This is a genomic window from Pontibacter ramchanderi, assembly GCF_002846395.1.
GTDB lineage: Bacteria > Bacteroidota > Bacteroidia > Cytophagales > Hymenobacteraceae > Pontibacter > Pontibacter ramchanderi.
Window position 1 is genome coordinate 67,324 of record NZ_PJMU01000005.1, and the last position, 25,886, is coordinate 93,209.

At 49.3% G+C, this 25,886-nt stretch carries 25 protein-coding genes; 14 read left to right on the plus strand and 11 right to left on the minus strand.

Features of this window, described 5'->3' with window-relative positions; all coding sequences use genetic code 11:
* Positions 1 to 7 precede the first annotated feature (7 nt).
* Both BD749_RS18295 and BD749_RS18300 read right to left on the minus strand, forming a co-directional pair.
* Positions 8 to 442, minus strand: a complete 435-nt coding sequence (locus BD749_RS18295; RefSeq protein WP_101447211.1) for a MarR family winged helix-turn-helix transcriptional regulator — start codon at positions 440 to 442, stop codon at positions 8 to 10.
* 213 nt (positions 443 to 655) lie between these two features.
* Positions 656 to 2,413, minus strand: a complete 1,758-nt coding sequence (locus BD749_RS18300) for an AMP-dependent synthetase/ligase (RefSeq protein WP_101447213.1) — start codon at positions 2,411 to 2,413, stop codon at positions 656 to 658.
* A gap of 242 nt (positions 2,414 to 2,655) precedes the next feature.
* Here BD749_RS18300 and BD749_RS18305 point away from each other — a divergent pair, with 242 nt between their 5' ends.
* The 4 genes from BD749_RS18305 (at position 2,656) to murQ (ending at position 5,957) form a co-directional block, all read left to right on the plus strand.
* Positions 2,656 to 3,807 carry a formimidoylglutamase gene (locus BD749_RS18305; RefSeq protein ID WP_101447215.1) on the plus strand — a complete coding sequence of 384 codons (1,152 nt, stop codon included), beginning with the start codon at positions 2,656 to 2,658 and terminating at the stop codon, positions 3,805 to 3,807.
* A gap of 108 nt (positions 3,808 to 3,915) precedes the next feature.
* Entirely contained in the window at positions 3,916 to 4,173 is a 258-nt protein-coding gene (locus BD749_RS18310) for a cytochrome b5 domain-containing protein (protein ID WP_101447217.1), read from the plus strand.
* Positions 4,174 to 4,232: 59 nt separating this feature from the next.
* Entirely contained in the window at positions 4,233 to 5,093 is an 861-nt protein-coding gene (locus tag BD749_RS18315; protein WP_101447219.1) for a hypothetical protein, read from the plus strand.
* Between the two features lie 45 nt (positions 5,094 to 5,138).
* A complete protein-coding gene (murQ, locus tag BD749_RS18320; protein ID WP_101447221.1) occupies positions 5,139 to 5,957 on the plus strand; it encodes an N-acetylmuramic acid 6-phosphate etherase in 819 nt (272 codons plus the stop codon).
* A gap of 90 nt (positions 5,958 to 6,047) precedes the next feature.
* Here the strand turns inward: murQ and BD749_RS18325 are convergent, their stop codons facing one another.
* Positions 6,048 to 7,130 carry a hypothetical protein gene (locus tag BD749_RS18325; RefSeq protein ID WP_101447223.1) on the minus strand — a complete coding sequence of 361 codons (1,083 nt, stop codon included), beginning with the start codon at positions 7,128 to 7,130 and terminating at the stop codon, positions 6,048 to 6,050.
* A 223-nt stretch (positions 7,131 to 7,353) separates the two neighbouring features.
* On the opposite strand from BD749_RS18325, the gene BD749_RS18330 reads away from it, so the two are divergent.
* On the plus strand, positions 7,354 to 7,923 hold the full coding sequence (locus BD749_RS18330; protein WP_101447225.1) for a hypothetical protein: 570 nt from the start codon (positions 7,354 to 7,356) through the stop codon (positions 7,921 to 7,923).
* A gap of 73 nt (positions 7,924 to 7,996) precedes the next feature.
* Here BD749_RS18330 and BD749_RS18335 read toward each other — a convergent pair whose 3' ends face one another.
* The 4 genes from BD749_RS18335 to era form a co-directional block, all read right to left on the minus strand.
* Entirely contained in the window at positions 7,997 to 8,158 is a 162-nt protein-coding gene (locus tag BD749_RS18335; RefSeq protein WP_218972563.1) for a hypothetical protein, read from the minus strand.
* 158 nt (positions 8,159 to 8,316) lie between these two features.
* A complete protein-coding gene (locus tag BD749_RS18340) occupies positions 8,317 to 8,502 on the minus strand; it encodes a hypothetical protein (RefSeq protein WP_101447229.1) in 186 nt (61 codons plus the stop codon).
* Positions 8,503 to 8,574: 72 nt separating this feature from the next.
* Positions 8,575 to 9,888, minus strand: a complete 1,314-nt coding sequence (der, locus tag BD749_RS18345) for a ribosome biogenesis GTPase Der (protein ID WP_101447231.1) — start codon at positions 9,886 to 9,888, stop codon at positions 8,575 to 8,577.
* Positions 9,889 to 9,951: 63 nt separating this feature from the next.
* Positions 9,952 to 10,842 (minus strand): GTPase Era, encoded by an 891-nt coding sequence (era, locus tag BD749_RS18350; RefSeq protein ID WP_101447233.1) that lies wholly within the window; start codon positions 10,840 to 10,842, stop codon positions 9,952 to 9,954.
* Positions 10,843 to 11,389: 547 nt separating this feature from the next.
* On the opposite strand from era, the gene hemH reads away from it, so the two are divergent.
* Positions 11,390 to 12,418 carry a ferrochelatase gene (gene hemH / locus BD749_RS18355; protein ID WP_101447235.1) on the plus strand — a complete coding sequence of 343 codons (1,029 nt, stop codon included), beginning with the start codon at positions 11,390 to 11,392 and terminating at the stop codon, positions 12,416 to 12,418.
* Between the two features lie 421 nt (positions 12,419 to 12,839).
* Here hemH and BD749_RS18360 read toward each other — a convergent pair whose 3' ends face one another.
* From BD749_RS18360 to glmM, 3 genes are all read right to left on the minus strand, one after another.
* Positions 12,840 to 13,421 carry an LOG family protein gene (locus tag BD749_RS18360; RefSeq protein WP_101447237.1) on the minus strand — a complete coding sequence of 194 codons (582 nt, stop codon included), beginning with the start codon at positions 13,419 to 13,421 and terminating at the stop codon, positions 12,840 to 12,842.
* A gap of 186 nt (positions 13,422 to 13,607) precedes the next feature.
* Positions 13,608 to 14,750 carry a cysteine desulfurase family protein gene (locus BD749_RS18365; RefSeq protein ID WP_101447239.1) on the minus strand — a complete coding sequence of 381 codons (1,143 nt, stop codon included), beginning with the start codon at positions 14,748 to 14,750 and terminating at the stop codon, positions 13,608 to 13,610.
* Positions 14,751 to 14,885: 135 nt separating this feature from the next.
* Positions 14,886 to 16,277, minus strand: a complete 1,392-nt coding sequence (glmM, locus tag BD749_RS18370) for a phosphoglucosamine mutase (RefSeq protein ID WP_101447241.1) — start codon at positions 16,275 to 16,277, stop codon at positions 14,886 to 14,888.
* A gap of 168 nt (positions 16,278 to 16,445) precedes the next feature.
* Between glmM and mazG the strand changes: the two genes are divergently transcribed.
* The 8 genes from mazG (at position 16,446) to BD749_RS18415 (ending at position 24,710) form a co-directional block, all read left to right on the plus strand.
* On the plus strand, positions 16,446 to 17,258 hold the full coding sequence (mazG, locus tag BD749_RS18375) for a nucleoside triphosphate pyrophosphohydrolase (RefSeq protein ID WP_101447372.1): 813 nt from the start codon (positions 16,446 to 16,448) through the stop codon (positions 17,256 to 17,258).
* Positions 17,259 to 17,820: 562 nt separating this feature from the next.
* Positions 17,821 to 18,687 carry a MotA/TolQ/ExbB proton channel family protein gene (locus BD749_RS18380; RefSeq protein ID WP_101447243.1) on the plus strand — a complete coding sequence of 289 codons (867 nt, stop codon included), beginning with the start codon at positions 17,821 to 17,823 and terminating at the stop codon, positions 18,685 to 18,687.
* Positions 18,688 to 18,712: 25 nt separating this feature from the next.
* The gene (locus BD749_RS18385; RefSeq protein WP_101447245.1) at positions 18,713 to 19,315 is read left to right on the plus strand and encodes an ExbD/TolR family protein; all 603 of its coding nucleotides are present in this window, start codon (positions 18,713 to 18,715) and stop codon (positions 19,313 to 19,315) included.
* 22 nt (positions 19,316 to 19,337) lie between these two features.
* Entirely contained in the window at positions 19,338 to 19,862 is a 525-nt protein-coding gene (locus BD749_RS18390; protein ID WP_101447247.1) for an ExbD/TolR family protein, read from the plus strand.
* 3 nt (positions 19,863 to 19,865) lie between these two features.
* Positions 19,866 to 20,696 carry an energy transducer TonB gene (locus BD749_RS18395; protein ID WP_101447249.1) on the plus strand — a complete coding sequence of 277 codons (831 nt, stop codon included), beginning with the start codon at positions 19,866 to 19,868 and terminating at the stop codon, positions 20,694 to 20,696.
* A 197-nt stretch (positions 20,697 to 20,893) separates the two neighbouring features.
* On the plus strand, positions 20,894 to 21,733 hold the full coding sequence (locus BD749_RS18400) for an energy transducer TonB (protein ID WP_101447251.1): 840 nt from the start codon (positions 20,894 to 20,896) through the stop codon (positions 21,731 to 21,733).
* Between the two features lie 368 nt (positions 21,734 to 22,101).
* Entirely contained in the window at positions 22,102 to 23,064 is a 963-nt protein-coding gene (locus BD749_RS18410) for a PstS family phosphate ABC transporter substrate-binding protein (protein WP_101447255.1), read from the plus strand.
* 41 nt (positions 23,065 to 23,105) lie between these two features.
* Positions 23,106 to 24,710, plus strand: a complete 1,605-nt coding sequence (locus BD749_RS18415) for a tetratricopeptide repeat protein (RefSeq protein ID WP_101447257.1) — start codon at positions 23,106 to 23,108, stop codon at positions 24,708 to 24,710.
* An 88-nt stretch (positions 24,711 to 24,798) separates the two neighbouring features.
* Here the strand turns inward: BD749_RS18415 and BD749_RS18420 are convergent, their stop codons facing one another.
* Positions 24,799 to 25,884 (minus strand): RluA family pseudouridine synthase, encoded by a 1,086-nt coding sequence (locus BD749_RS18420; protein ID WP_101447259.1) that lies wholly within the window; start codon positions 25,882 to 25,884, stop codon positions 24,799 to 24,801.
* Positions 25,885 to 25,886 lie beyond the last annotated feature (2 nt).

The window sequence follows — 25,886 nt, forward strand, 5'->3', positions numbered from 1 at the left end:
ACTATGGTTAGAAAATCTCTTTGTTTTCGATCATGTTGATGATGCGCTCCGACACACGGAAGAACGTATTCAGCTCTTCCTGCGGAATGGCATCCTGCACCTTGTGGTTAAAGTGCAGCACGGTGCGCCTCGACACTTCTTTCTTCTCCAGCCCCTTTTCGGTCAGGAAGATGCGCACCAGCCTTTTGTCTTTGTCGTCCGACACCTTATAGATCAGGCCTTTTTCTTCCATGCTCTTCAGGATGCGGGTCAGGCTGCGTGCCTCCAGGCCGAGCAGGGGAGCTATCTTGGTGGCCGGGGTGCCTGTTTCCTGGTTGATGTTGAGCAGGACGAACCCAATGGAAGTGGTAATGTCGTTTTTGGCTGCCTCGGTATTGTACATACGCGAAATGGCGTGCCAACATACCTTTACATTATAATCTACGGTCTCTTCAGGCTTCATGCATTATAGTGTTTATACCAAATATATAAAATAATGTTATGCAAGCATACTATTTTATATAAAAAAATTATTTCGCATCCCGCCCTATTTATCAAAAGCGGGTTATTCGTAATTATCCCTTTTTATATGGTTTATGTATAATCCGGAGAATGGTTACAAACAAAAAACCCTTTCCGGATCGGAAAGGGTTTTTTGTTTGTAAAAGTGCCTTGGTTAGAACATGGCATCTATTTCTTTCTGGTAATTGCTTGAGATGTTTTTGCGCTTCACCTTCAGGGTCGGAGTCAGCTCTCCGCTCTCCACTGTCCACATGTTAGGTATGAGCGTAAACTTCTTGATGGTCTCGTACTGCGCCAGGCCTTCGTTCGCCTTGTCTATCTCGCGCTTGTACTTCTCCAGAATCTCTGGCTTCTTGATCATCTCGGCATCGGAGGTATACGGTATACCTTTGTGCGCGCACCAGTCCTGCAGTCCCAGGAATGCAGGCACGATCAGGGCAGCGGCGTACTTCTGCCCGGCTCCCACTACCATGGCCTGCTCTATCACCACCGACTCTTTCAGCTTGTTCTCGATCGGCTGCGGTGCCACATACTTGCCGCCCGAGGTTTTGAACATCTCTTTTTTGCGGTCTGTGATCTTAAGGAACTTGCCCTCCACCAGTTCGCCAATGTCGCCCGTATGGAACCAGCCTTCGGCGTCGATCACCTCGGCGGTCAGGTCCGGCTTCTTATAATAGCCTTTCATCACGTGCGGCCCGCGGGTCAGGATCTCACCGTCTTCGGCTATTTTTACCTCCACCCCGTCGATCACCATACCTACCGTACCGATCACATTGTTCTCCGGCTCGTAGCGGTTCACGGTAATTACCGGCGATGTCTCTGTCAGGCCGTAGCCTTCCATCACGCGGATGTTAGCCGACCAGAACACACGGGCCAGGCGCGGTTGCAAAGCGGCGCCACCCGACACAATGGCGATCACGTTACCGCCCAGCGCCTCGCGCCACTTACTAAAGATGAGTTTATTGGCCAGTTCCAGTTGCTTGTTGTACCACCAGCCTTTGTCTTCGCGGGTATCGTAGTCCAGCCCGAGCTCCAGTGCCCAGAAGAACAGCTTGCGCTTGATGCCGGTCAGTTCCATGCCTTTGGCCACAATCTTGTCGTATACCTTCTCGAGCAGGCGCGGCACGGTGGTGAACACGTGCGGCTGCACCTCTTTCAGGTTGTCGGCCACTTTCTCGATGCTCTCGGCATAGTAGATCGACACGCCAACGCGCAGGTATAGGTATAGGAGCATGCGCTCGAAAATATGGCAGAGCGGCAGGAAACTGAGTGCGCGGTGCGAGGCATTTAAGGGCACATAAGGCAGCGCCCCCATAAAGTTGCTCACCAGGTTCGAGTTCGTCAGCATTACCCCTTTCGGGTTGCCAGTGGTACCAGAGGTATAGATGATCGTGAGTACGTCGTCCGGAGCAACGGCGGCTTTCATGGGCTCCAGTTGGGCCACATCCTCGCCCTGCCCCAGTGCAACCAGTTCCTTCCAGTTTTTGGCACCGTGTATCTCATCGAAGGTATAGATCTCTTTCACGCCCTCCATGCCTTCGGTAGCAGCTACTACTTTATTATAGAGTTCGCTGTCGGACACGAAAACCGCCTTTACCTCGGCATCATTAAAAATGTAGCGGTAGTCTTCTACCGTGATGGTGGGATACATGGGCACGCTGATCGCGCCGATCTGCTGTATACCGAAATCAGCAAAAACCCATTCCGGTCTGTTCAATGAAATTATGGCAACTTTGTCGCCTTTCCCTATACCTAGTTTCAGCAGCCCAAGGCTCACCTGGTTGGCCATGTCCTGCACGTCTTTCGTGCTGTATTTTACCCACTGTCCGTTTACTTTGGTGGCCAGGCAGTCTGGTTGGGGAGCGTTTTGCAGCTGAAAAGGCAGCAAATCAAGCGTACGCGTTACGTTCATGGTGATTGCTTAGGTTAGTGTCAGTCTTGTTATAAAGCGTGTGGCGAACAGCACAGCGTTGGCCATGCCTACGTTCGTTAGTGCATTTTAATTATTTTTTTCTGAAATTTCTATACCTGCCTGTACAAATATTTGTCAATTATTATATTGATAGCACTTTTTACATTAAAAAGTTAGACTTAACTAAAGGGCGCTCGCAAAAGCTGCATTTTCACTATATTTGACTTTCCTCTTACTGCTCTATGAACCTTTCTATCTTCTTCGAACCTCTGAACGAGGACATCTTTGCCCTGCTTGACAGGCCCCGCACGCTTGGTGCGTACATTGGCCGCTTCACGGGCAAGTTTCCGGACTGGCGCGCAGCCGACATTGCCCTGCTGGGTGTGAATGAAACCCGCGGACGAGGAGAAGAAGCGGTATCGGAGACGTTTCCGGCGCGGGCGGTACGCAAAAAACTGTACAACCTGCACAAAGGAGCCGGCCGCTGTAACATTGTGGATCTAGGCAACCTGCGCCCAGGTATAACACTCGACGACACGTACCTGCGCCTGAAGGAGATCGTGGAAATCCTTATCTCGCATAATACAATCCCTGTTATCATCGGCGGTTCGCACGACCTGGAGTATGGCCAGTACCTGGGCTACGAGCACCTGGAGCGCGCCGTGAACATGGTGACCGTGGACAGCAGCGTGGACATGACCGAGGACAGCGAGGTGCCGGCCAACAAAAAGCAACTGCGCCAGATCCTGATGCATGAGCCCAACTATCTTTTCAGCCTGGGCCAGATCGGCTTCCAGTCATACCTGGTGGATCCAGAGGTGATGGCTACTTTCGAGAAGCTCCATTTTGAGGCCTACCGTGTAGGCGAGGTGCACCGCCAGATACAGGAAATGGAGCCGGTCGTGCGCCAGGCCGATTTGCTCACCTTTGATATTTCCGCTATCCGGCACCAGGATGCCCCCGGCTATACCCCTGCCAACCCGTTTGGGCTTACCGGCGAGGAGGCTTGCCAGCTTTGCTGGTATGCTGGCATAAGCGACCAGATGACGTCACTGGGCATCTATGAGTATGAGCCGGAGCAGGATAACCAGGAGCTGACGGCCATGACCATCGCGACCATGATCTGGTACTTCATAGAGGGCTTCTACCACCGCAAGCACGAAACAGAGTTCAGCTCTGGCAAGTTTACCAAATACGCCGTGGCCTTCAACGACAACCCCGACCGTATGATCTTTTTCAAGAGCAAGGTGAGCGAAAAGTGGTGGATGGAGGTAGAGCCCCTGTCGGATGAGAAAAGCGCGCGCATTGTACCCTGCAGCTACGAGGACTACCTGCAGGCCATTAAAGGCGAAGTTCCCAACCGCTGGATCCTGACACAGGCCCGCATCGGCTAAGCCACGAGGCCCGAACAAAGAAACAAACTTGATTCTGCTTCGTTTGCCCCAATCACTAGGGTAGTATTATTATATTTGCAACCCGGGCTCTGCAGAGCCTGCCATTACATGGAACAAAATCTCCCGGAGTATACCCTGCAACAGCTCGCCCTGCGCAACGGCCAGGACCGCGACGAGGTATGGGTGGCCTACAAAGGGCTGATCTACGACGTGAAAAAATCGAGGCTGTGGCGAAGCGGCAACCATTACGAACACTGGGCAGGCCAGGACCTGACAGCGGAACTAAAAGACGCCCCGCATACCGAATATGTGTTTGACAAATTTGAGGTGATCGGACAAGTCAAAAACTCAGTATACCGAAAATAAAGCACAGGGAGTACCGCCGTAGCAGGCTGGCTCCTGATCAACTATAAATTACCACTACTATGATTCTGATAGCTGACAGCGGCTCTACCAAAACAGACTGGCGCATCATCGATGCCGAAAACCAATACGAGCAGGTAACTACCACTGGCATCAACCCACAGTACCTCGATACTGACAAGATCTACAGCATTTTTGAGACCGAGCTGCTGCCACAGCTGAAAGAACGGAACATCAGCGCCATTTACTATTACGGCGCCGGCTGCAGCTCTCCGGAGCGCAACAAGCGTGTGGAGGATGCCCTGACCCGCGCTTTCCCGAGCGTGCCGAATTACGTGGACCACGATCTGCTGGCGGCGGCGCGCGCCTTGTGCGGCCACAAGCCAGGTATAGCCTGCATTCTGGGCACGGGCTCCAACTCCTGCCTTTACGATGGCAAGAACATCATCGACAACGTAACCTCGCTCGGCTTCCTGATGGGGGACGAAGGAAGCGGCGCCTACCTGGGCAAGCTGCTGATCAAAGCCTATATGTACCGCGAACTGCCGGAAGAACTGGCCACTTCGCTCACTAACAGGTATAACCTAACCAAAAACGGCATACTCGACGCCGTGTACGGCTCCGACATACCTAGCCAGTACCTGGCTACTTTCGCCAAGTTTATGCACGATAAGCGCAAAAACCCGGTGATCAAAGAGATGATCTACGAGAATTTTGAGGAGTTTTTTGAGCGCCACGTGAGCAAGTACGAGGGCTTCGGTGAGCTTCCGGTAAACTTTGTGGGGTCTATCGCGTTTCATTTTGCAGATACACTGAAACTAGTGGCGAAGAAATACGGCTGCCATATCGGGGTAATCATCTCCAGCCCGAGCGAAGGCCTGATCAAGTACCACCAGGAGCTGCTCAAAATGCAGAATGCCTAAGCGCACGCACTTTATTTCCAGAATTAAATTTGACCGACCAACACCGTGTCCACTACCGAATCCGATTCCCTCTACGATAGATTAGAGCAAATGCCCGTGCACGAGCTGCTCACCTGCATCAACCAGGAAGACAAGAGCGTGCCCCTGGCCGTTGAGCGGGTCATACCGCAGATAGAAAGCCTCGTGAATGCCACAGTAGCTCGACTTCGCCAGGGAGGCCGGCTTTTTTACATCGGGGCTGGCACCAGTGGCCGCTTGGGTATAGTAGACGCCTCGGAATGCCCACCCACCTACGGGGTGCCCCACGGCATGGTCATCGGCATTATAGCAGGCGGCGATGGCGCCATCCGGAAAGCGGTAGAGTTTGCTGAGGATGACACTAAACAGGCCTGGAAGGACTTGCAGGAGCACAACATCAGCAATAAAGACATGGTGGTAGGTATAGCCGCCTCCGGCACTACGCCTTACGTGGTAGGAGGTCTTGAAGCCTGTCGCCGCCAAGGTATAGCTACGGGCTGTATCGTGTGCAATGCCAACAGCCCGGTAGCTGCCGTAGCCGATTATCCGGTAGAGGTGATTACCGGACCTGAATTTGTGACGGGCAGCACGCGCATGAAAGCCGGCACCGCCCAGAAACTGGTGCTCAACATGCTCACAACAGCTACCATGATCCAACTTGGCCACGTAAGAGGCAACAAAATGGTGGATATGCAGCTGTCGAACGTGAAGTTGGTGGAACGCGGCACACGCATGCTGATGGAGGAACTGCAACTGACAAAACCAGAGGCCGCCGCCCTGCTCAAGAAGTATGGCAGCGTGCGTGCCGCCATTGAAGCATACCGAAACGGGAACCGGCTTTCCTAAGCCAACAAGCTATACCTGATAAAGCAGCTCGGCCTGCCCGTAAGTGTCATACGGGCAGGCCGAGCTGCTTTATGCTATACCTGAAAGTGCTTAATCGAGTATGGCCATGCTCTCCACGAGCACCTTGGCGGCTTCTTTGCTTGGCACTTTGTAATTGGTTACCGCCCAGTCGTAGCCCAGCTTAAAGCGGTCGTCCTTTATGGCGTAGCGTACTTTTTCGCGGTAGTCTGCCACCGGCTCCAAACCGAGCGTCTGCCGTAGCTCGTTTGCTTTGGCCTCTTCCTCCTCGCTCATGCGCTGCACCAGGTAGCGGCTCGAAAGGTCTCCAAACTCCTCATCATCTTTGCAGTCTTCCGGCTTGTTACAGATCACACGGGCGAGCACTTTTGAGCGGTACACGTTTTTCCCCTGCTGTTGGTCCAGCAGATAGGCGGCTGCCTGTGGATCGAGCTTGCCGTCCTGCACGGCTTGCGTGAGCACATTATTAAAATCGAAGCCATTGCGGGCGGTGGTCTGCCGCTGAATCACGATGCTGAAGCGGGGCAATATCTCCAGTGTGTCAGGTAAACCGATCAGTACTTCGCCGGGGTAGCCGTGCTTGCTGATCCAGGCCAGCAGGGTTTTCACGTTGTCCGCTTCAATTTTTCTGATAGTGTCGGCGTGTACGCGCAGCCCTCCCTTCGCCTGACGGAAGTACTGATCGCGAGCCCAGAGTTCGTCCAGGTCGGCACGCAGGTCTATGTTGGTGTTCTCCCGGAAGGCTTTTCGGCGTTTCGGGTATTTCTTGGCGAACTTCTTCCAGGCTTTGTGTGCTCTTAGCGGCTCCAGCGCTTCTTGCTGCTCCAGGTATTCCAGGGAAATTCCCTTTGCGACGAGCTTTTCCAGGTAATCTATACCTTGTTTTTCGTGGCCTGTGAGGGCGGCGCATACGGCAGCGTTGTAATAGTCGCGGGCGAAGCCATGTGGCACGGCGGTAAAAGCTTGCTGGTAGGTTTTGAGCGCGCCTTCATAATCCTCGGCCATCACCTGTCGCTCGGCTTTGTTTATGTGTGGGTGGTAATCCTTTGTATAGTCTGCCTTGGCCCAGGCGCTGGTATTAAAACTCAGCAGGACCAGCAGAAAGAGTAAAACTGCTGCTGGTCTAAGTGAAGTGTGGCTGAATGTGAACTGCATAGACAATGGGTGATGTTTTCAGATGGAACGTGCTATGTTATAACGTAACCGGAACAGCCTTAGCATACCCGGTCGCGATTTTGTACGTGCTTATACCTGCATCGGCACACAGGAGTTGGCCAATGGCGCAATTTCTTCCTTAAATATAGCCAACTTTGTGTTTATTCCTTAAGTAGACAGACAAATGCCGCCCTCAGCTAGCGGCGGCACCAAAACCTGACTTATGCACACGATTGAACCCTTTTACAACTGGCTGGAGCTGTACTCGGCCACCGACGACCCCCGCTCGCCGCTCTATGGCGCCGAAAACAGCCTGACACACTATACCCATACCATTTACGGCTACTACATACACCCGCAGTGGGACGACATAGACTCTGAAACGCTGTTCCTCAAAATACTTTACGCCGACTACGACCTGGGCTTTGCCGTGATTGAGTTTATCGGGGAGTGGAACGATGCGCTCAACAACGACATCATGAAACTCAAGCGCAACATCATCGATCCGCTGGTGCAGGAGGGCATCAAGCACTTTATCCTGATCGGTGAGAATGTATTCAACTTCCACGGTTCGGAAGACGATTATTACGAAGAGTGGTTTGAGGATGTAGAAGAGGGCTGGATCGCCGCCATCAGCTTCCGGGACTTTGTGCTCAGCGAAATGCGCAGCTACAACATCGACTCGTACATCAACTCCGGAGGCACCCTGGACGACCTGCACTGGCGCACTTACACCCCCAAACGCCTTTTCGGGCTGGTCAACAGTTTAATTCAAAAACGACTTGGGGCTTAATATGCCAGCAAACAGGTATAAACAAAAACGGCAGACTCTAAATGAGCCTGCCGTTTTCTATGTCGCCTGACGCCTACTGTACGGCATCTTCTGCTTTATCTTCAGCTTCATCAGCAGCATCCTCTACGTCGTCGGCCGCATCCTCAGCTTTGTCTTCTATTCTTTCTTGTCTGTTCTCCTCCCGCGTATCGCAAGATGCAAAAGAGAAAGTGAATAATCCGGCTGCTAGTAACATTACAATTGGCTTTTTCATATTAAGTTGGTTATGGTGAGAAATAAGCTTCTTGCATTACGGGCATCTTAAGTATAGGTTTTGGTATATATAAAAAAAGCACTCCTGAGAGTGCTTTTTTCTTTTGCCCAGCTTGCGCCAGGTAGTACTGGTACCAGCGATTACTGAACAGTAGTGGTGTCTTCCATTACAGAAGTAGTGTCCATTTCTACGTCAGACTCAACTTCAACTGTCTCTACAGTTTCTGTTTCAGTAGTCTCCACTTCAGTTGCAGTCTCTTCTGCGTTGTTGCAAGATGCGAAAGCGAAAAGACCTGCAGCGAATAGTAAACCGAATACTTTTTTCATAATGTTTTGTGATTGGTTAAGGATGAAGCTTCAAATATAACACTATATCCGAATATATTGATACAGAAGCTTTTATTTTTTCTTAAACAACACCTTGATCGGCACACCCTCGAAACCAAAGTGCTTCCTGATCGCATTCTCGAGGTAGCGCGCATATGGCTCCTTTACATACTGCGGGAGGTTGCAGAAGAACGCGAACGTAGGATTGTGCGTCGGCAGCTGCGTCACATACTTGATCTTGATGAACTTGCCTTTCATGGATGGCGGCGGATAGCGCTCGATCTCCGGCAGGATTTTATCGTTCAGCTTGGAGGTAGAGATTTTCTGGGTTTTGTTCTCGTATACCTGCATAGCTGTTTCCACGGCCTTGTGCACGCGCTGCTTTGTCGCCACCGATGTAAAGATGATCGGCACATACTTGATCGGCGCAATCGCCTCCAGTATCTTCTCCTCAAACTCTTTGGTGGTGTGCGTGTCCTTCTCAACCAGGTCCCACTTGTTCACCAGTATCACGATGCCCTTGCGGTTCTTTTCGGCCAGCGAGATGATGTTCACGTCCTGCGACTCAATGCCTCTGGTAGCGTCCAGCATCACAATACACACATCGGAATCCTCCAGCGCACGCACAGAACGCATCACAGAGTAGAACTCGATGTCCTCGCTCACTTTGCTCTTGCGGCGCAGACCAGCCGTGTCCACAATAATAAACTCTTTGCCAAAGGCATTGTAACGTGAGTCGATGGCATCGCGGGTGGTGCCGGCAATGTCGGTTACGATATTACGCTCCACGCCCAGCAGCATGTTCACAAATGAGGACTTGCCCACGTTCGGGCGACCCAGCACGGCAAGCCTTGGTATACCTGCATCCGGGTCTTCTACGCCTTCTGTTTTAAAGTGCTTCACTACCTCGTCGAGCAGGTCGCCGGTGCCGGAGCCGCTCTGCGATGAGATCGGGAAAATGTCGATACCTATACCCAGCGCATAGAACTCGCCCATTTGGTGAGCACGGGCATTGGTATCGGCTTTGTTGGCCACTACGTAAATCGGCTTGTCGGTGCGGCGGAGCACGTTCGCAAACTCCTCGTCCAGGCTGGTCAATCCGGCCTCCACGTCCACCATAAACAGAATCACGTCGGCCTCTTTAATGGCCAGCTCTACCTGCTTGTTAATCTCCCCTTCAAAAATATCGTCGGAGCCGTGCACGTAACCGCCTGTGTCGATTACGGTAAAAAATTTGCCGGTCCAGTCGCCGTGGCCATAGCTACGGTCGCGGGTTACGCCGCTCTCGTTGTCCATAATGGCTTGACGGCGCCCTACCAGGCGGTTAAAAAGCGTAGACTTGCCCACGTTCGGGCGGCCTACGATTGCAATGATGTTGGTTGACATCTAATAAAAATAAAATAGTTAAAGTGCCCCCGGAGCACCTTGCCCCGAAGCTTTAAAAGTGCGCTACTCGCTGCTGTAGCCGAATCGGCGTAGCAGCTTCTGGTCGGTTCGCCAGTTCTCGTTCACGCGCACGTATAAATCAAGAAATATCTTTTTCTGGAAAAACTGCTCCATATCCACACGGGCCTGTGTGCCCACTTTTTTCAGCGCCTCGCCTTTGTGGCCGATCACAATGCCCTTCTGGCTCTTGCGCTCCACGCTGATCTCGGCCCGGATACGGATGATGTCCTCTTCTTCCTTAAACTCCTCTACCACCACCTCGCAGCTGTAGGGAATTTCCTTTTTGTAGTTGAGTAGAATTTTCTCGCGGATGATCTCAGACACAAAGAAACGCTCAGGCTTGTCCGTCAGTTCATCTTTCGGATAAAAAGCCGGGTGCTCGGGCAACAACGCCAGCAAACGGGCGAACAACTGCTCTACCCCGAAATTATGCAAAGCCGAAATCGGGTGGATCTCGGTCGGGTTCATCTTCTCCTGCCAGTAGGCCACTTTCTCGTTCACTTCCTCCTCGGTGGCCTGGTCAATCTTGTTGATGAGCAATAGGATCGGCACATTGGCGTGCTGCAGGCGTTTGATCACATCGTCCTCGTCGTGCTTTTCGTAAATGTCCGTCACAAACAGGATGATGTCGGCGTCCTCCAGCGAGGTGCGCACAAAACTCATCATCGACTCGTGCAAAGCATACTGCGGCTTGATGATGCCAGGCGTGTCGGAGTACACGATCTGGAAATCATCGCCGTTCAGGATACCCATGATGCGATGGCGGGTGGTCTGGGCCTTGGACGTGATAATGGATAGCTTCTCCCCCACCAGGGCGTTCATGAGCGTGGATTTACCCACGTTGGGCTTACCTACTATACTGACAAAACCAGCTTTGTGCGGATTTTCGGACATACACTAAAATTTAAGGACGCAAAATTACTTCTTTTTTTACGAAACCCGGTGAAAATGTGTGGATTTAGAAATGAGTGAGTGAATAAGCGATTTGGAGAATGAGTGAATTGTTAAATTTTTGAATGGTTGAATGGTTGAATTGCTGATTGTTTATTGTTGTTCGTGCACGATTCGGACAGGTATAGCCGGCAGCATTATTTGTTGCTGAACAAGATAGGTATACCCAGGAACATTACTGGTGCACCGTTCGGACAAGTCTTAACCTGTTCCTTACAGCTCATGCTATACCTGCTTCATAATTACATGCACATAGCAATAGCTTGCTTACCAGTTTGCGCCGCTGCATTTTCTGGCTTACCAGCCCTGGAATTCATTAGCGCACCTAGCTCTACATTTCCAAACCTTCCAAATTTCAAATCGCTGCCAAACATTTTCTGGCGTTCATTACTTTACAGTTCAGTCCCTTTATCAGGGTATAGAAACTATCGATCTTAACTAACCCGTTATACTTCGTATCTTTGTATAGCAAAAAGCACTATTGATCTAGATGAGCAAGAAAAAAACAGGCAAGATTGGCGTACTGCTGGTAAACCTTGGCACACCAGACACGCCCAGCACTCCTGATGTCAGAAAATACCTGCGCGAATTCCTCCTGGACCCACGCGTGATCGATATAAACCCTGTAGGCCGCTACGCGCTGGTAAACGGCATCATCGCGCCGTTCCGGGCTCCTAAGTCAGCCAAAGTGTACCAGCAGCTCTGGACCGACCGCGGCTCGCCGCTGATGTACCATGGACGCGACCTGCAGTCCAAACTGCAAACCGCCCTGGGCGACGACTTCCATGTAGCCTTCGGTATGCGTTACCAGAGCCCAAGCATCAAAAGCGCGCTGGAAGAACTCCGCGAAAAGAGTGTTTCCCGTATTATTGTCGTGCCACTGTTCCCTCAATATGCGGCTGCTACCACCGGCTCGGTGCAGGACAAAATAATGGAGATCGTGAAGGAGTGGTGGATCATTCCGAGCATCAACTTTATTTCGACTTACTGCGATGATCCGGGCTTTATCAATGCCTTTGCCGAGTTGGGCAAGAAGTACATGGCCGAAGACGATTACGACCATGTGGTGTTCAGCTACCACGGCGTGCCGGAACGCCAGATCCTGAAAGGGAGCGACCATGGCTACTGCAAACTGGGCTCATGCTGCAACAGCTACAACAAACGCAACCGCTACTGCTACCGCGCCTCCTGCTTCGAGACCTCTCGTTTGCTGGCTGCCGAACTGGGCTTAAAGCCGGACCAATATACTGTTGCTTTCCAGTCTCGGCTGGGCAAAGACCCGTGGCTACAGCCCTACACCGACGAAGTGCTGAAAACAATGCCGGCCAAAGGAATTAAAAAGGTGCTGGCCTTCAGCCCCGCCTTCGTAGCCGATTGCCTGGAGACAACTATTGAAGTAGGCGAAGAATTTAAGGAGGAGTTTGAGCACGCCGGCGGTGAGAAATGGGTGCTGGTAGAAAGCCTGAACTCCAGCGACACGTGGGTGGAAGCGCTCAAGAACATGGTGCTGGAGAATTAATTTTGAAAGTTTGGAGTTGTGGAGATTTGAAGATATCTCCACAGGTATACTAACACTTTAGGTATAACCAGAAGCGCCGCGGCAGTTTTTGCCGCGGCGCTTCTGGTTTATCATATAGCTGCACATCCAACGCTGCTATACCTGTGCAAGACCCGGACAAATTGCGATAAATTGCCTTCAAATAAATATTCCGAGTAGCTGATTCTGATAGCGCTATTCGGACCTGAAACCCTGCGGGTCAGGAGGTCTGCAGAAGCCGGCATGATGGAATGCGGTAATATCCTAAACGGTTTGCCTGAATTACGAGAAGTCCCACAGCGCACCTGCTGGAATGCTTTAACTTGACAACATGGGGTTGCGAACTGCCCTTACAAGCAACTCTGATTATCCATCAGCCATTTAACATTCAACGATTGGCAATTTAGATCCTCTTGAAATCAACCCAGTAGTCGGAAGTAGCATCGGCATAGGCTTTGATCTTCTGAAGCAGTACTTCCGGGTCGCTCTCTATGATCAGGTTTTCGCGCTGGTCACGCTTCACGAAACCTTCGCTCACCGTATGGTCGATCATCTCGAAGAACTTGTCCCAATAACCGTTGATGTTGTAAAAAGCCACAGGCTTCCGGATAATGCCGAGTTGGTTCCAGGTGATGATCTCACAGATCTCGTCGAAGGTACCGAAGCCGCCGGGCATGGCAATAAAGGCATCGGAGCGGGCTGCCATAATCGCTTTTCGCTCGTGCATGGTTTCTACCACCACCAGCTCCTGCAATCCACGATGCGCCACTTCCCGATCTACGAGGCTCTGTGGAATAACGCCTATACCTATCCCTCTGCTTGCCAGCACGGCATCCGCAATCACGCCCATCAAGCCCACGTTGCCGCCACCGTACACCAGCTTTATACCTTGCTCGGCCATCAGTTTGCCTAGTTTGGCAGCGTCCTCGCTATACCTGGCCTCTATACCTGTGTTGGCGCCACAAAATACACCTATACTTCTCATTGCTATACCTTAGTTATAATGTTAATCTTAAACAGTGCTCCCAGCTCATCGAAAAGAGGAAGGCAACAGGCCTATACTCGGCCAGTGTTACCATCTTTTAAAAAGCTTGTCACTTTTTTGAAGGGATAAAGAAAGGCTCCAGCATTGCTGCTGAAGCCTTATAGGTTGTAAAACCAGCTACTATACCTAGGCCAGCTCTTTTTTATACATTTTGGCGACCGTCTCAGCCACGTAATCAATTTCTTCCACAGTGTTATACTTGCTGAAAGAGAACCTAACCGAACCGCGGCTTGGATCAACGCCCAGTGCACGCAGCACATGCGAGCCTGCATTGGCACCGCTGCTGCAGGCACTTCCACCCGAGGCCGATATCTTGGCAATGTCCAGGCTGAAGAGCAGCATCTCGTTGATGTCAGAGGCTGGTAAGCTCACATTGAGTACCGTGTACAGGCTCTTGTTACCAAATTCCGACATGCCATTGAAGCTCACGTCCTCCATCTGCTCGCGCAGCTTGTAAATCATGCGGTCTTTCAGTCCCTGCATGTGCTTCTGGTGCTCGGCCATGTCGCGATAGGCAATCTCGAGCGCCTTGGCCAGACCGATAATGCCATATACGTTTTCGGTACCGCCACGCATGTTGCGCTCCTGCGCACCACCCTGGATGAGCGGCTGAATCTTGGTACTGGCATCGCAGTACAAAAAGCCAACTCCCTTGGGACCGTGGAACTTGTGCGCCGAGCCTACCAGGAAATTAGCCCCTATTTTCTGCACATCGTGCACGTAGTGGCCCATGGTCTGCACCGTGTCCGAGTGGAAAACGGCGTCATACTTTCTGCAGATTTCGCCAATCTTCTCAATATCGTTTATAGTACCTATCTCGTTATTGGCATGCATGATCGAAACGATGGTACGCGGCTGATTAGCCAATAGCTCCTCCAGGTGCTCCAGATCCAGGTTACCGCGTTCGTCGTGACGCAGGTAGCTCAGTTGAAAATCGCCCTGCTTCTCCAGCATCTCCATGGTGTGCAGCACGGCGTGATGCTCCAGTTTAGTAGTAATGGCATGCTTTATACCCAGCGAACGGCAGGAACAGACAATAGCCGCGTTGTCGGCCTCCGTACCGCCCGAGGTGAAGAACACCTCGGCAGGCGACGTGTTCAGCAATGTAGCTACCGTACGACGGGCTTTTTCTATGGCGGCCCTCACCTCGCGGCCGTGAGAGTGGATAGAAGAAGGGTTGCCAAAATGCTCCAGCATAAAAGGGGCCATTGCCTCAAAAACCTCTTTATCGAGCGGTGTGGTCGCTGCATTATCTAAATAAACACGCATGATATTTTGTATTGGATTCTCTTTAACGAACTACTAAAGTATAAAAAAAAGTTGCGCCAATGGAGAAAAAGCATTGTTTCTCCTTTGGCGCAACCTCAGATTGCTAAGTTGTAAATATGCTACAGCAACAACACATTAGGCTTTTGTCGAAATGATTTCTTTGATGTCAGCAATAATCTTATTGGCCAAATGCTCCGCTGTGGCATTGCTCTCCGACTCCGCATAAATGCGAATGATCGGCTCGGTATTGGACTTGCGCAGGTGAACCCACTCTTTGTCAAACTCAATCTTTACCCCGTCAATGGTATTGATCGGCTGCTTGGCGTAGCGCTCCTGCATCTGAATCAGCACCTGGTCTACATCCACCTCAGGCGTCAGCTCTATTTTGTTTTTAGAGATGTAATAGTTTGGGTAGCTGGCACGCAGACGTGTCATGCTCATACCTGACTTGGCCAGGTGCGTCAGGAACAGGGCTATACCTACCAGGGCATCGCGACCGTAGTGCAACTCTGGGTAAATGATGCCGCCATTGCCTTCACCACCGATAATGGCATTCTCAGCTTTCATCATGTTCACCACGTTCACTTCCCCTACTGCGGCGGCATAATAACTACCACCTGCCTTCTCGGTCACATCGCGCAGCGCTCTGGTTGAAGAGAGGTTGGAGACCGTATTGCCCATCTGGTTTTGGAGCACATAGTCAGAAACAGCCACCAGCGTATACTCCTCACCGAACATACTGCCGTCTTCGTTTATCAGCGCCAATCTATCTACATCCGGGTCTACCACAATGCCCAAGTCGAACTTGCCTTTCTCAATCACGCGTGAGATTTCGCGCAGGTTCTCTGGCAGCGGCTCCGGGTTATGCGGGAAGTTCCCGTCTGGCTCACAGAACAACTTTTCTACCTTATTTACTCCCAGCGCTTCCAGCAACATAGGTATAGCTATACCTCCCGAAGAGTTCACACAGTCGATGGCAACGCTGAAATCCTTTTCTTTGATTGCCTGAACATCTACAAGCGGCAGCGCCAGAATAGCGTCAATGTGTTTTTGCAGTGCTTCGTCATCACGCTGGTATTTACCCAGGTCGTTTACCTGCGCAAACTCAAAAGCCTCTTTATCGGCCAGCTCCAACACCAGCTTACCCTCTGCATCAGAGATGAACTCGCCTTTCTGGTTAAGCAACTTAAGGGCGTTCCACTGCTTCGGGTTATGGCTCGCGGTCAGGATGATACCACCACCAGCTTTATAGTCAGGCACAGCCATCTCCACTGTAGGGGTGGTAGATAAGCCCAAATCGACTACGTTTATACCAAGGCCCTGCAGGGTAGCACATACCAGTTTATTCACCATGTCGCCTGACAGGCGGGCGTCGCGTCCTACTATAATGGTATTGTTGCCGGTTGTCTGCAATACCCAGGTACCGAAAGCGGCGGCAAACTTCACCACATCCACAGGAGTAAGCGCTTCACCGGCCTGCCCCCCAATCGTACCTCTGATTCCTGAAATTGATTTTATTAATGCCACTACGAGAATATTTTTTTCAGCTGCAAAAGTAATAATTTAGAATTAACGTTTAGCAGTTTATGGAATTTAGCTCCTGTCTGCATCTTATATTTAAAGGGCATGCTGCGCAGGGGCTGCCCTGCTGTGGAGTACAACCTCGCCACAGATGATTTTATTATCTTTGCACGTATGAATAACACGCAAAAATTTGAGGATAGTCCGCGCGGGCGCCAGTTGCAGGCATTCGACCGACTGCTGGACGTAATGGACGAACTGCGCGAAAAGTGCCCCTGGGATAAAAAGCAGACAATTGAGAGCCTGCGCCATTTAACCATTGAGGAGACTTACGAGTTGTCTGACGCCATTATCCGACAGGATATGCAGGAGATCAAAAAGGAAATCGGAGACATCATGCTGCATATGGTGTTTTATGCCAAGATCGCCTCCGAGCAAAAAACTTTTGACATAGCGGACGTGCTGAACGCCCTTTGCGAAAAGCTCATTTTCCGGCACCCGCACATTTACGGCAATACGACTGCTAACACAGAAGAGGAAGTAAAACAGAACTGGGAACGCCTGAAGCTGAAAGAGGGCAACAAATCAGTATTGGGCGGCGTACCAGCTTCACTGCCCGCGTTGGTGAAAGCCATGCGTATTCAGGAAAAAGCCAGGGGAGCTGGCTTTGACTGGGATGACAAAACCGAGGTATGGAAGAAGGTGCAGGAGGAATTGCATGAATTCGAAGCAGAGTTCAATACAGCCGACGTGCATGCCATCGATCATGTGAAAGCCACAGGAGAATTTGGAGACCTGCTGTTTTCACTCATTAATTTTGCACGTTTTATAAACATAAACCCGGAAGAAGCCCTTGAAAAAACCAATTTAAAATTCATCGATCGGTTCCAGTATATGGAGGAGGAGTCAGCTAAAGATGGCAAACGATTGCAGGACTTGTCCTTAAAAGAAATGGACAATTACTGGAATCAGGCAAAAAAAAGATAGGCATGCATAAAGTTTTAAAGAACATGCCTTATATTTAGGCTTCAATTTGTTCTTAAAACCTATCCAAACAGACTTACTTACGTTTAATTCTTCTGTTTAAAACTAGCTCGAATACTTTGCTCGTCTCATCAAAATTACCGGCCTGATTTATTACTATTACGGGAAGCTTCTTAACAGCTATTGTTAAGAATGCACTTATCCCGGGGCACATTGCCCGAAGTCAGCACACCAAACACCTGATTAGCAGACACTAACAAAGATATCAACCTATTTCAAAAAGCGAACACGGAGTTTAAACTTTGGATAAGAATTTAAAATAAAATATATTTGTAGAGTCGCCCAATTTGCTCTAAGTAAGAATACCGAAAAATCCATTTTGTACTTACTTTACAGTATTCTGGCGGGATTTTTCAAAATTAAAAGCGCTATATCGTTTGAAAATTGCGGAAAAAGCAGAAATTGCAAAACCAATAAAGAACTAAATCCAAAACAATTACATTTTATATTACACAAACAATTTTAATTACAACACAAACAGCTAAACTTTAAACTTTTAAACAAAATGGAAAAAAAGACTGCAGTAGTGAGCAAAGATGCTAATGTAGAGAAAAAGCCTAGCCCGATTGGTGGCGTGTTTGCAAGTATCGTTATTCCACTTGCACTGATAGCATGTGTGCTTATCTATATGTTCGTTTTTGGCAACCCTGCCAACTTCGAAGGCAATGACCCGAACAACCACCCACTTCCAGGCAACTACCTTGGCATTGTTTACAAAGGTGGATGGGTTGTACCTATGTTGTTAACACTTAACCTGCTGGTATTCATTTTCGCTATCGAGCGTGCGCTTACCATCAGCAAGGCAAAAGGCACAAAAGGTGTTGCTGAATTCGTTCGCACGATCTCTGCTAAACTGAAGCAAAACGACATCAACGGCGCTATCGCTGCCTGCGACGCTCAGAAAGGATCTGTTGCTAACGTGGTGAAGGCAGGTTTGCTGAAGTACAAGGAAATGCAAAACGAGCCAGAACTGCTGAAAGCAGAGAAGGTTGCCACTATCCAGAAAGAAATCGAAGAGTCTACTTCTCTTGAGCTGCCAATGCTGGAGAAAAACCTGGTAGTTATTTCAACTATCGCCTCTATCTCTACACTGGTTGGTCTGATCGGTACAGTACTTGGTATGATCAAGGCCTTCTCGGCACTTGCAACTTCAGGTGCTCCTGACTCAGTAGCACTTGCAAACGGTATCTCTGAGGCCCTTATCAACACGGCCCTGGGTATCACAGGTTCTACTATCGCGATCATCGCTTACAACTACTTTACAAGCAAAATCGACGAGCTTACTTACGGCATCGACGAAGCAGGCTTTAGCATGGTGTCTACTTTCACAGCTCAGCACGAAACACCAGCTGCAAGACCTCACACTGTATAAGTTAAACCGTATTTAACCAGATAAGATGCCTAAAGTAAAAGTAAAAAGAACAGCCCCCTCATTGGACATGACGCCAATGGTGGACTTATTCTTCTTGCTGGTTACTTTCTTTATGCTGACTGCAACAGCCCGTCCAGATGAGGCTGTTATAGTAGATACTCCTTCATCTGCTTCAGAAATCAAGATCCCGGACACTAACGTAATAACCATCACGGTAGATAAGAATGACCGTGTGTTCTTTGGGGTAGACGGGCAGCATACAAAGGAGGTATTGCTTGACAGAATTGCTAAGAACTACAATATTGGTTTTACCGAAGAGGAGCGAAAAACATTTTCTCTTCTAAGCAACTTCGGGGTGCCAATCAACCAATTGAAAGGTTACCTGGCAATGGAGTCAAATGCACGTAAAGAAGTGAACCAGCCGGGGATCCCAATTGATTCGACACGTAATGAACTTGGCGACTGGGTATTGCAGACACGCCTTAGTAACCCGCAGGTGGTAATTGCCATCAAAGGTGACCAGGACGTAAGCTACCCTACCGTTAAGCGTGTAATGGACATTCTACAGGAAAAGAAAGTAGACAGGTTCAACCTCATTACGGACATGGAGATGAAGCCAACTAACTAATAATTAGAAAGGAGATAAGATAATGGCAGAAATGCAACAACAGGCCGACTCTGGCGGCAAAGGCGGGAAAAAACGCGCCAAACGCCAGTCGACCAAAATTGACATGACACCGCTGGTAGACCTTGCCGCCCTTCTGATTACGTTCTTCATGCTTACCACTACCTTTAACAAGCCGCAGACGATGGAAATCAACATGCCGAAGAAGGTTGACAACCCGGAGGAGCAGATAGCATTGAAAGCCAGTAACGCCATGACCATTATACTTGGCGAGAACGACAAGCTGTACTACTACTTCGGTTTGGCAGAGGATAATCCGGAAATAATCGAGTCGAGCTACGCTGCTAACGGCATACGTTCAGTCCTCACTTCATCTAGAGTGAAATCGAACGATATGATGACCGTTATGGTAAAGCCAATGGAAGGATCACGCTACAAGAACATGGTGGACATCCTGGACGAGTTGAAAATTACGGATACCAAAAGGTTTGCGATGGTTGAAATCGCAGATTCAGACAAAAAATTGGTACAAGATCAAATTGGGAATTAAGATATGGAAGTAAGTCAGTTAGAAAAAGCATCGCTCGACGATATCGTCTTCGAAGGACGAAATAGGGCGTACGGTGCCTACCTACTTCGCAAAATCTACAATAAGCACATCACAATTGCCGCCACTGTAGCAATTTCATTGTTCTTCCTTTTCCTGAGCATTCCTTTGATTACTAAAATGATTAAGGGTGACCAGGAAGAAGAGCAAGTGGTAGACCGAATTGTAACCGAAGTAGACTTGGCTCCACCGCCACCACTGGATGAGGCAACGCCGCCACCGCCGCCGCCACCGCCACCAGATCTTCCGCCGCCGCCGCCGCCAGTACGTGCACAGGTAAAGTTCACGCCTCCGGTTGTGAAGCGTGACAACGAGGTACAGGAAGAAGAAAAAGTGCCAGATCAATCAGAGCTGGAGGACGTAGACATCGGAACCAAGACGGTAGAAGGTGTTAAAGGTGCTCCCCTGGATCTGGGTAATATCGACGGTACTAGTGACGTAGTTGCAGAAGTAGTAGAAGAAAAGCCATATACTTACGTTGAGCAGATGCCTGAATTCCCAGGTGGTGAAAGCGAAATGATGAAGTACCTTGGCAAGAACATCCGCTACCCAGCAGCCGCACAGCGTGCCGGTGTAGAAGGCCTGGTAGTTCTTTCGTTCGTAGTTAGCCGTACAGGCGAGATCTCAGAAATTGAGGTTGTAAAGAGCCTAGGCTCTGGTACAGACGAAGAAGCCGTTCGTGTTGTGAAAACAATGCCGAAATGGTCTCCAGGTAAGCAGAACGGTAGATCAGTACCTGTTCGTTACACATTGCCAGTACGATTTGCTATCAAGTAAGTTTTAATGCCTGAAAACAAAAAAGGCCCTCCCAGGAGGGCCTTTTTTGTTTTCAGGCAAGGCTCCATCATACCTATACCTTATAGCCTATCAATAGATAAAATAAAAAATAGCGCAAAGCTTATGGAATTGTAAACTGTGGTGCATCCAATAAGAAAATGCAGGACATACTGCTTCACCTCTAAAACACTTGCGCCATGAAAGAGAGCTATTTATTCGACACAACTTTCAACAACGTAGTATTCGCCACCCGAAACAAAGCCTACGGAGCTTATGAATTAAGGAAAGAATACGGCAAGCATATTCTGACTGCGGCGCTAATGGCGACAAGCCTGTTTGCGGCAGGATTAGGATGGCCCCTGCTGATGCCGGTTCAGGAAGCAAATGCTCCCAATGAAGAGAAGACTGGAATAAAAGAAAAAGTTATTCTGATCGACCAACCATTATTTCCTCCCCCGCCAACAAATCCTGAACCTAAGCAGGAAACAGTTGCGCCGGCTTCTGAAAAGCAGGTTAAAACCGTTAAAAGCACGACAATCAACGTTGTGCCCGACTCACATCCTGGTCCAGATGAAGCACCTCCCACTGACAAGGAAATGGCCGGAGCGATTATTGGTACTCAAAATCAAGATGGAGAATTGTCGAACAACCTAAACCTGGCAGGTATAGACGGCGATGAAAATAACGCGACAAGCGGTAACGGTAGCAGCGAAAGCAACGAAGTGTTTGAGTATGTAGAGGAAATGCCGCATTTCGAGGGAGGCGAGGCAGCACTGATGCGCCACATTAGTAAGAAGATTCGATACCCGAGACAAGCCGTTACAGAACAGGTTGAAGGTATAGTGATCGTGAGCTTTGTGGTAAGTAAAACCGGAAAAGTAACTGACGCAACTGTGCTGAAAGGCTTAGGTTATGGAACGGAGGAAGAGGCACTTCGCGTCATACAAAGTTTGCCGGCCTGGACGCCAGGAAGGCAAAATGGCAAACCGGTAGCAGTGCGCTATACCCTGCCAATACGCTTCAACCTGCAACGATAAGTTTGAATATAAAGTATAAAGCAGAGGCTAAACTACATATAGCGTGGCTTCTGCTTTAATTTTTAAAGTATAAACCTTAAATTTAAGCCTACATATATAGGCAAACCTGAACATGCTACGACCAAGAGGACAAGACGAAAGACCGTCTGTTACATTTTTCAACAAATTTGCACGCTACTTCGGCATGCTCATGACACTGGTTTATGTAGCATTGGGCCTCTTTATGATTTTCATGGATGAAGAGCAGTACAACCTAAGTATGTCAGACACGGCACGCACGATCTTTGGTGGAGTACTTATTCTTTATGGTCTCATTCGGTTTGTAAGAGCATATCAGATTAATTCCAAATCAAGGAGAGATAGATAAAATGATCAAAGCAGCCAAGGTGATTTTGGGGCTGGGGCTGATCGCTCTGGCAGCCTGCAACAGCAACCCCGAAACCAATCGTGACACCTCCACTACAGGTACTATCAGTATCAGCGTCGACGAAACCCTCCAGCCTATCATAGAAAGTCAGGTTAACACGTTCGAAGGTATTTATCGGTATGCCAATATCAATGCGAACTACAAGGCAGAAGGCAAGGTATTTCAGGATCTTCTTGACGATAGCACGCGCATTGGCATTGTATCGCGCACATTGACAGCAGATGAGAAAAAGGTCTTCGATCAGCGAAAAATCACCCCGCGGTATACCAGAATTGCTATTGATGCCGTTGCACTTATTGTAAACAACAAAAATCAGGACACGCTGCTGACCATGAGTGCGCTCCGGGACATCTTCTCAGGCAAAATCACGAACTGGAAGCAGCTAAACCCCGAGAGCAACTTACGTGATATCGCCCTGGTGTTCGACAACAACAATTCCAGCACCGCCAGGTATATGCGGGACACACTCATAGCCGGACAGCCATTGCCGCCATCAGCTACCGCCAGCAACTCTCACCCAGCCCTTATTGATTATGTGGCAAAGAACGAGAATGCAATTGGTGTAATTGGTGTGAACTGGATCAGTGACCGGGATGATACGACCTCTCTCAATTTCCTGAACCAAGTAAAAGTGGTAGGTATAAGCGCAGAAGAGAATCCAATAACAACGGACAGTTACTTTCAGCCGTATCAGGCATACATCGCTCAGGGTGATTATCCATTGCGTAGATTCTGGTATATCATTAGTACTGAGGGCCGTGTAGGTCTTGGCACAGGTTTTGCATCCTTTGTAGCAAGTGACCGCGGACAACGTATTATATTAAAGTCTGGCCTGGTGCCGGCCACTATGCCCGTACGGATAGTGGGCTTTAACAATAGGCCAAGCAAATTCAGACAAGACTAACGATTACAAACAATAATAACACAACCTAAATTAAACTAACAATGACAAATAACTGGAAATATGCTTTGCTGGTAGCTGCCATGTTCCCTACAGCAGCGGCATTTGCGCAGTCTGGTGATCAGGGTCGCAGAGCGACAGAACTCGGACGCTATCAGGAGGCTAAATCTATTTATAAATCTCAGTTAAACAGCAAAGACGCCGACAACGCTTATTTTGGGCTGGGTAATGTTTACCTGCGTTCAGAAAATGTTGACTCAGCTGCTTATTACTTCAACCAAGGCTTAGCAAAGAATTCTAAGTCTGCCATCAACATGGTGGGCCTGGGTAAAGTAGAGATGGCCAAGGGTAACCGTGCTGGTGCTGAGAAGCACTTTGCCGATGCCATGAAACGTGGTAAAAAAGACTCTAATGTGCTAGCCGGTATCGGCGAAGCTTACCTGATGGCTCCTGAAGCAACTGAGCAAGATTACAACAAGGCAATCGAGTACCTGAAGCAAGCTGTTGAGCGTGACAAAAACAATGCTGAAGCCTACCTGCTGATGGGTGATGCTTATTTGAAGCTGGGCAATGGCGGTCAGGCGATGACAAGCTATGATAACGCTATCCGTATCAACGACAAGTCTCCGAAGGCTCATTTGAGAAGAGGCCAGCTTTACACGAGCTCACGTAACTATAACGAAGCAGAAGAAGCTTATAAAAAAGCCATAGAGCTTGATCCAAACTACGCTCCTGCTTACAGCGACCTGGGTGAGCTTTACTACTTTGCCGGTCAGTACGACAGAGCACTGTCTACTTTCAAGCAGTTCGTAGACATGTCTGAAAACACACCTGCCACACGCGCCAAATATGCGTCTTTCTTGTTCTTAACGAAGGATTACGAAGGCACCATGCGCGAAGTACAGGAAGTACTAAAATCGGATCCTGAGAATAAGACCATGAACCGTCTGTTGGCCTACTCATACCTGGAGCTAGGTAAACCGGAGGAAGCGCTTAAGGCGATGGAAAACTACCTGAGCAAAGTAGACAAGAACAGCCTGATTGCAAGTGACTATGAGTACTATGGCAGAATACTAGCCAGAAACAACCAGCCTGCTAAAGCTGTAGAGAATCTGGAGAAGGCAATTGAACTGGATCCGAACAAACCAGAGCTTTACTATGACCTGGCTAACATGTACGCCCGTGAAAAGCAGTTCGACAAAGCTGTAGCGGTTTATAACAGAAAGCAGGAGAAGCTTGGCGCCTCTAACACGGACTACTTCCACCTGGGTAACGCCTACATGATGGCAGAGCAGTTTGAGAAGGCTGACGAGACTTACAAGAAGATTACAGACGCCAACCCTACTTATGCTTACGCTCACATCTGGAGAGCACGTGCCCAGGCGAACCTTGACCCTGAAACAGAGAAAGGTTTAGCAAAGCCTCACTACGAAGAGTTTATCAAACTTACGAATGGTGAGAAAGAGAAGTATAAGAAGGAGCTCATCGAGGCTAACACCTATCTGGGCTATTACTTCTACCTAAAAGGTGAGCGTGACAACGCCATCAAGTACTGGACAGAAGTGAAGACGTTGGACCCAACCAATACACAAGCTGAAACAGCTTTGGCTGAGATTAACAAGACCTCCACTGCTAAAAAGAAGCGTTAATTTTAATCAAGCGCTATAACAATGAAAAAGCCCGCTCCTCACAGAGCGGGCTTTTTCATTGTATACCTTATTGGTTTTTGCCCCAGGTTTATTGATTCTCATAAAGCGACCACTTCTCCAATGCTGCCTGAAAGTCGTCGGGGAGATCGGAATTGAATTGAATGAACTCCTTTGTAGTTGGATGCACAAAGCCCAATGATTTGGCATGCAGCGCCTGACGCGGCATCAGCTTGAAGGCATTCTCTACGAATGTCTTATAAGAGCCCGTTGGCATACCTTGTAGTATCTTGTCCCCTCCATAGGTTGCATCCGAGAAAAGCGGGTGGCCCAGGTACTTCATATGCGCTCTTATTTGGTGTGTTCTACCAGTCTCGAGGTTACACTGCACCAGCGACACATACTTAAACTTTTGGAGTACCTTGTAATGGGTAACTGCATGTTTACCAAACTCACCACCAGGGTACACGGTCATCACCCTTCTGTCTTTTACGCTACGCCCTACGTGGCCCACTATAGTACCTTCATCCTGTTTGGGCACTCCCCACACCAGGGCATAATACGTGCGCTCTATGGTATGCTTAAAGAACTGCTTGGCCAGAAAAGCCATGCTACACTCCGTCTTGGCTATAACCAGTAAGCCGGAGGTATCTTTATCGATGCGATGCACCAGCCCAGGTCGCCCCTCCCCGTTACGGGCGGTAGGAAGCTGCTGCAGATGATACGTAAGCGCATTAACCAAAGTGCCGGACCAATTATTAAATCCCGGATGCACCACCATACCTGGTTCTTTGTTAATGATCAGGAGCTCATCATCTTCATAAATAATGTTGATAGGTATAGCCTCCGGTATAATCTCGGTATCGCGAGGTGGGGTAGCCAGTGTGATAGTGATGACATCGAGTGGCTTTACCTTATAGCTTACCTTGACAGGCTTTTGGTTCACCTGCACCGATTCGGAGCGTATAGCGCCCTGTAGTTTGTTGCGGGTTACGTTGGGCAAACGGTCCATCAGGAACTTGTCGATGCGCAGCAGCGCCTGCCCCTTGTCCACCACAATGCGGTGGTGTTCGTACAATTCGTCCGAATCTTCTATACTGTCCTGCTCTTCTTCTTCAAAGTCAATCACGGTACTGGAGTTAGGTATAAACAAAAAGAAAGCCGAGGTATAAAACATCG

Bases quoted from the DNA above. Each gene is read 5' to 3' on its own strand.
- BD749_RS18295 (WP_101447211.1), bottom strand. From the start codon at position 442: ATGAAGCCTGAAGAGACCGTAGATTATAATGTAAAGGTATGTTGGCAC.
- BD749_RS18300 (WP_101447213.1), bottom strand. From the start codon at position 2,413: ATGAACGTAACGCGTACGCTTGATTTGCTGCCTTTTCAGCTGCAAAAC.
- BD749_RS18305 (WP_101447215.1), top strand. From the start codon at position 2,656: ATGAACCTTTCTATCTTCTTCGAACCTCTGAACGAGGACATCTTTGCC.
- BD749_RS18310 (WP_101447217.1), top strand. From the start codon at position 3,916: ATGGAACAAAATCTCCCGGAGTATACCCTGCAACAGCTCGCCCTGCGC.
- BD749_RS18315 (WP_101447219.1), top strand. From the start codon at position 4,233: ATGATTCTGATAGCTGACAGCGGCTCTACCAAAACAGACTGGCGCATC.
- BD749_RS18325 (WP_101447223.1), bottom strand. From the start codon at position 7,130: ATGCAGTTCACATTCAGCCACACTTCACTTAGACCAGCAGCAGTTTTA.
- BD749_RS18330 (WP_101447225.1), top strand. From the start codon at position 7,354: ATGCACACGATTGAACCCTTTTACAACTGGCTGGAGCTGTACTCGGCC.
- BD749_RS18335 (WP_218972563.1), bottom strand. From the start codon at position 8,158: ATGTTACTAGCAGCCGGATTATTCACTTTCTCTTTTGCATCTTGCGAT.
- BD749_RS18340 (WP_101447229.1), bottom strand. From the start codon at position 8,502: ATGAAAAAAGTATTCGGTTTACTATTCGCTGCAGGTCTTTTCGCTTTC.
- der (WP_101447231.1), bottom strand. From the start codon at position 9,888: ATGTCAACCAACATCATTGCAATCGTAGGCCGCCCGAACGTGGGCAAG.
- era (WP_101447233.1), bottom strand. From the start codon at position 10,842: ATGTCCGAAAATCCGCACAAAGCTGGTTTTGTCAGTATAGTAGGTAAG.
- hemH (WP_101447235.1), top strand. From the start codon at position 11,390: ATGAGCAAGAAAAAAACAGGCAAGATTGGCGTACTGCTGGTAAACCTT.
- BD749_RS18360 (WP_101447237.1), bottom strand. From the start codon at position 13,421: ATGAGAAGTATAGGTGTATTTTGTGGCGCCAACACAGGTATAGAGGCC.
- BD749_RS18365 (WP_101447239.1), bottom strand. From the start codon at position 14,750: ATGCGTGTTTATTTAGATAATGCAGCGACCACACCGCTCGATAAAGAG.
- mazG (WP_101447372.1), top strand. From the start codon at position 16,446: ATGAATAACACGCAAAAATTTGAGGATAGTCCGCGCGGGCGCCAGTTG.
- BD749_RS18380 (WP_101447243.1), top strand. From the start codon at position 17,821: ATGGAAAAAAAGACTGCAGTAGTGAGCAAAGATGCTAATGTAGAGAAA.
- BD749_RS18385 (WP_101447245.1), top strand. From the start codon at position 18,713: ATGCCTAAAGTAAAAGTAAAAAGAACAGCCCCCTCATTGGACATGACG.
- BD749_RS18390 (WP_101447247.1), top strand. From the start codon at position 19,338: ATGGCAGAAATGCAACAACAGGCCGACTCTGGCGGCAAAGGCGGGAAA.
- BD749_RS18395 (WP_101447249.1), top strand. From the start codon at position 19,866: ATGGAAGTAAGTCAGTTAGAAAAAGCATCGCTCGACGATATCGTCTTC.
- BD749_RS18400 (WP_101447251.1), top strand. From the start codon at position 20,894: ATGAAAGAGAGCTATTTATTCGACACAACTTTCAACAACGTAGTATTC.
- BD749_RS18410 (WP_101447255.1), top strand. From the start codon at position 22,102: ATGATCAAAGCAGCCAAGGTGATTTTGGGGCTGGGGCTGATCGCTCTG.
- BD749_RS18415 (WP_101447257.1), top strand. From the start codon at position 23,106: ATGACAAATAACTGGAAATATGCTTTGCTGGTAGCTGCCATGTTCCCT.
- BD749_RS18420 (WP_101447259.1), bottom strand. From the start codon at position 25,884: ATGTTTTATACCTCGGCTTTCTTTTTGTTTATACCTAACTCCAGTACC.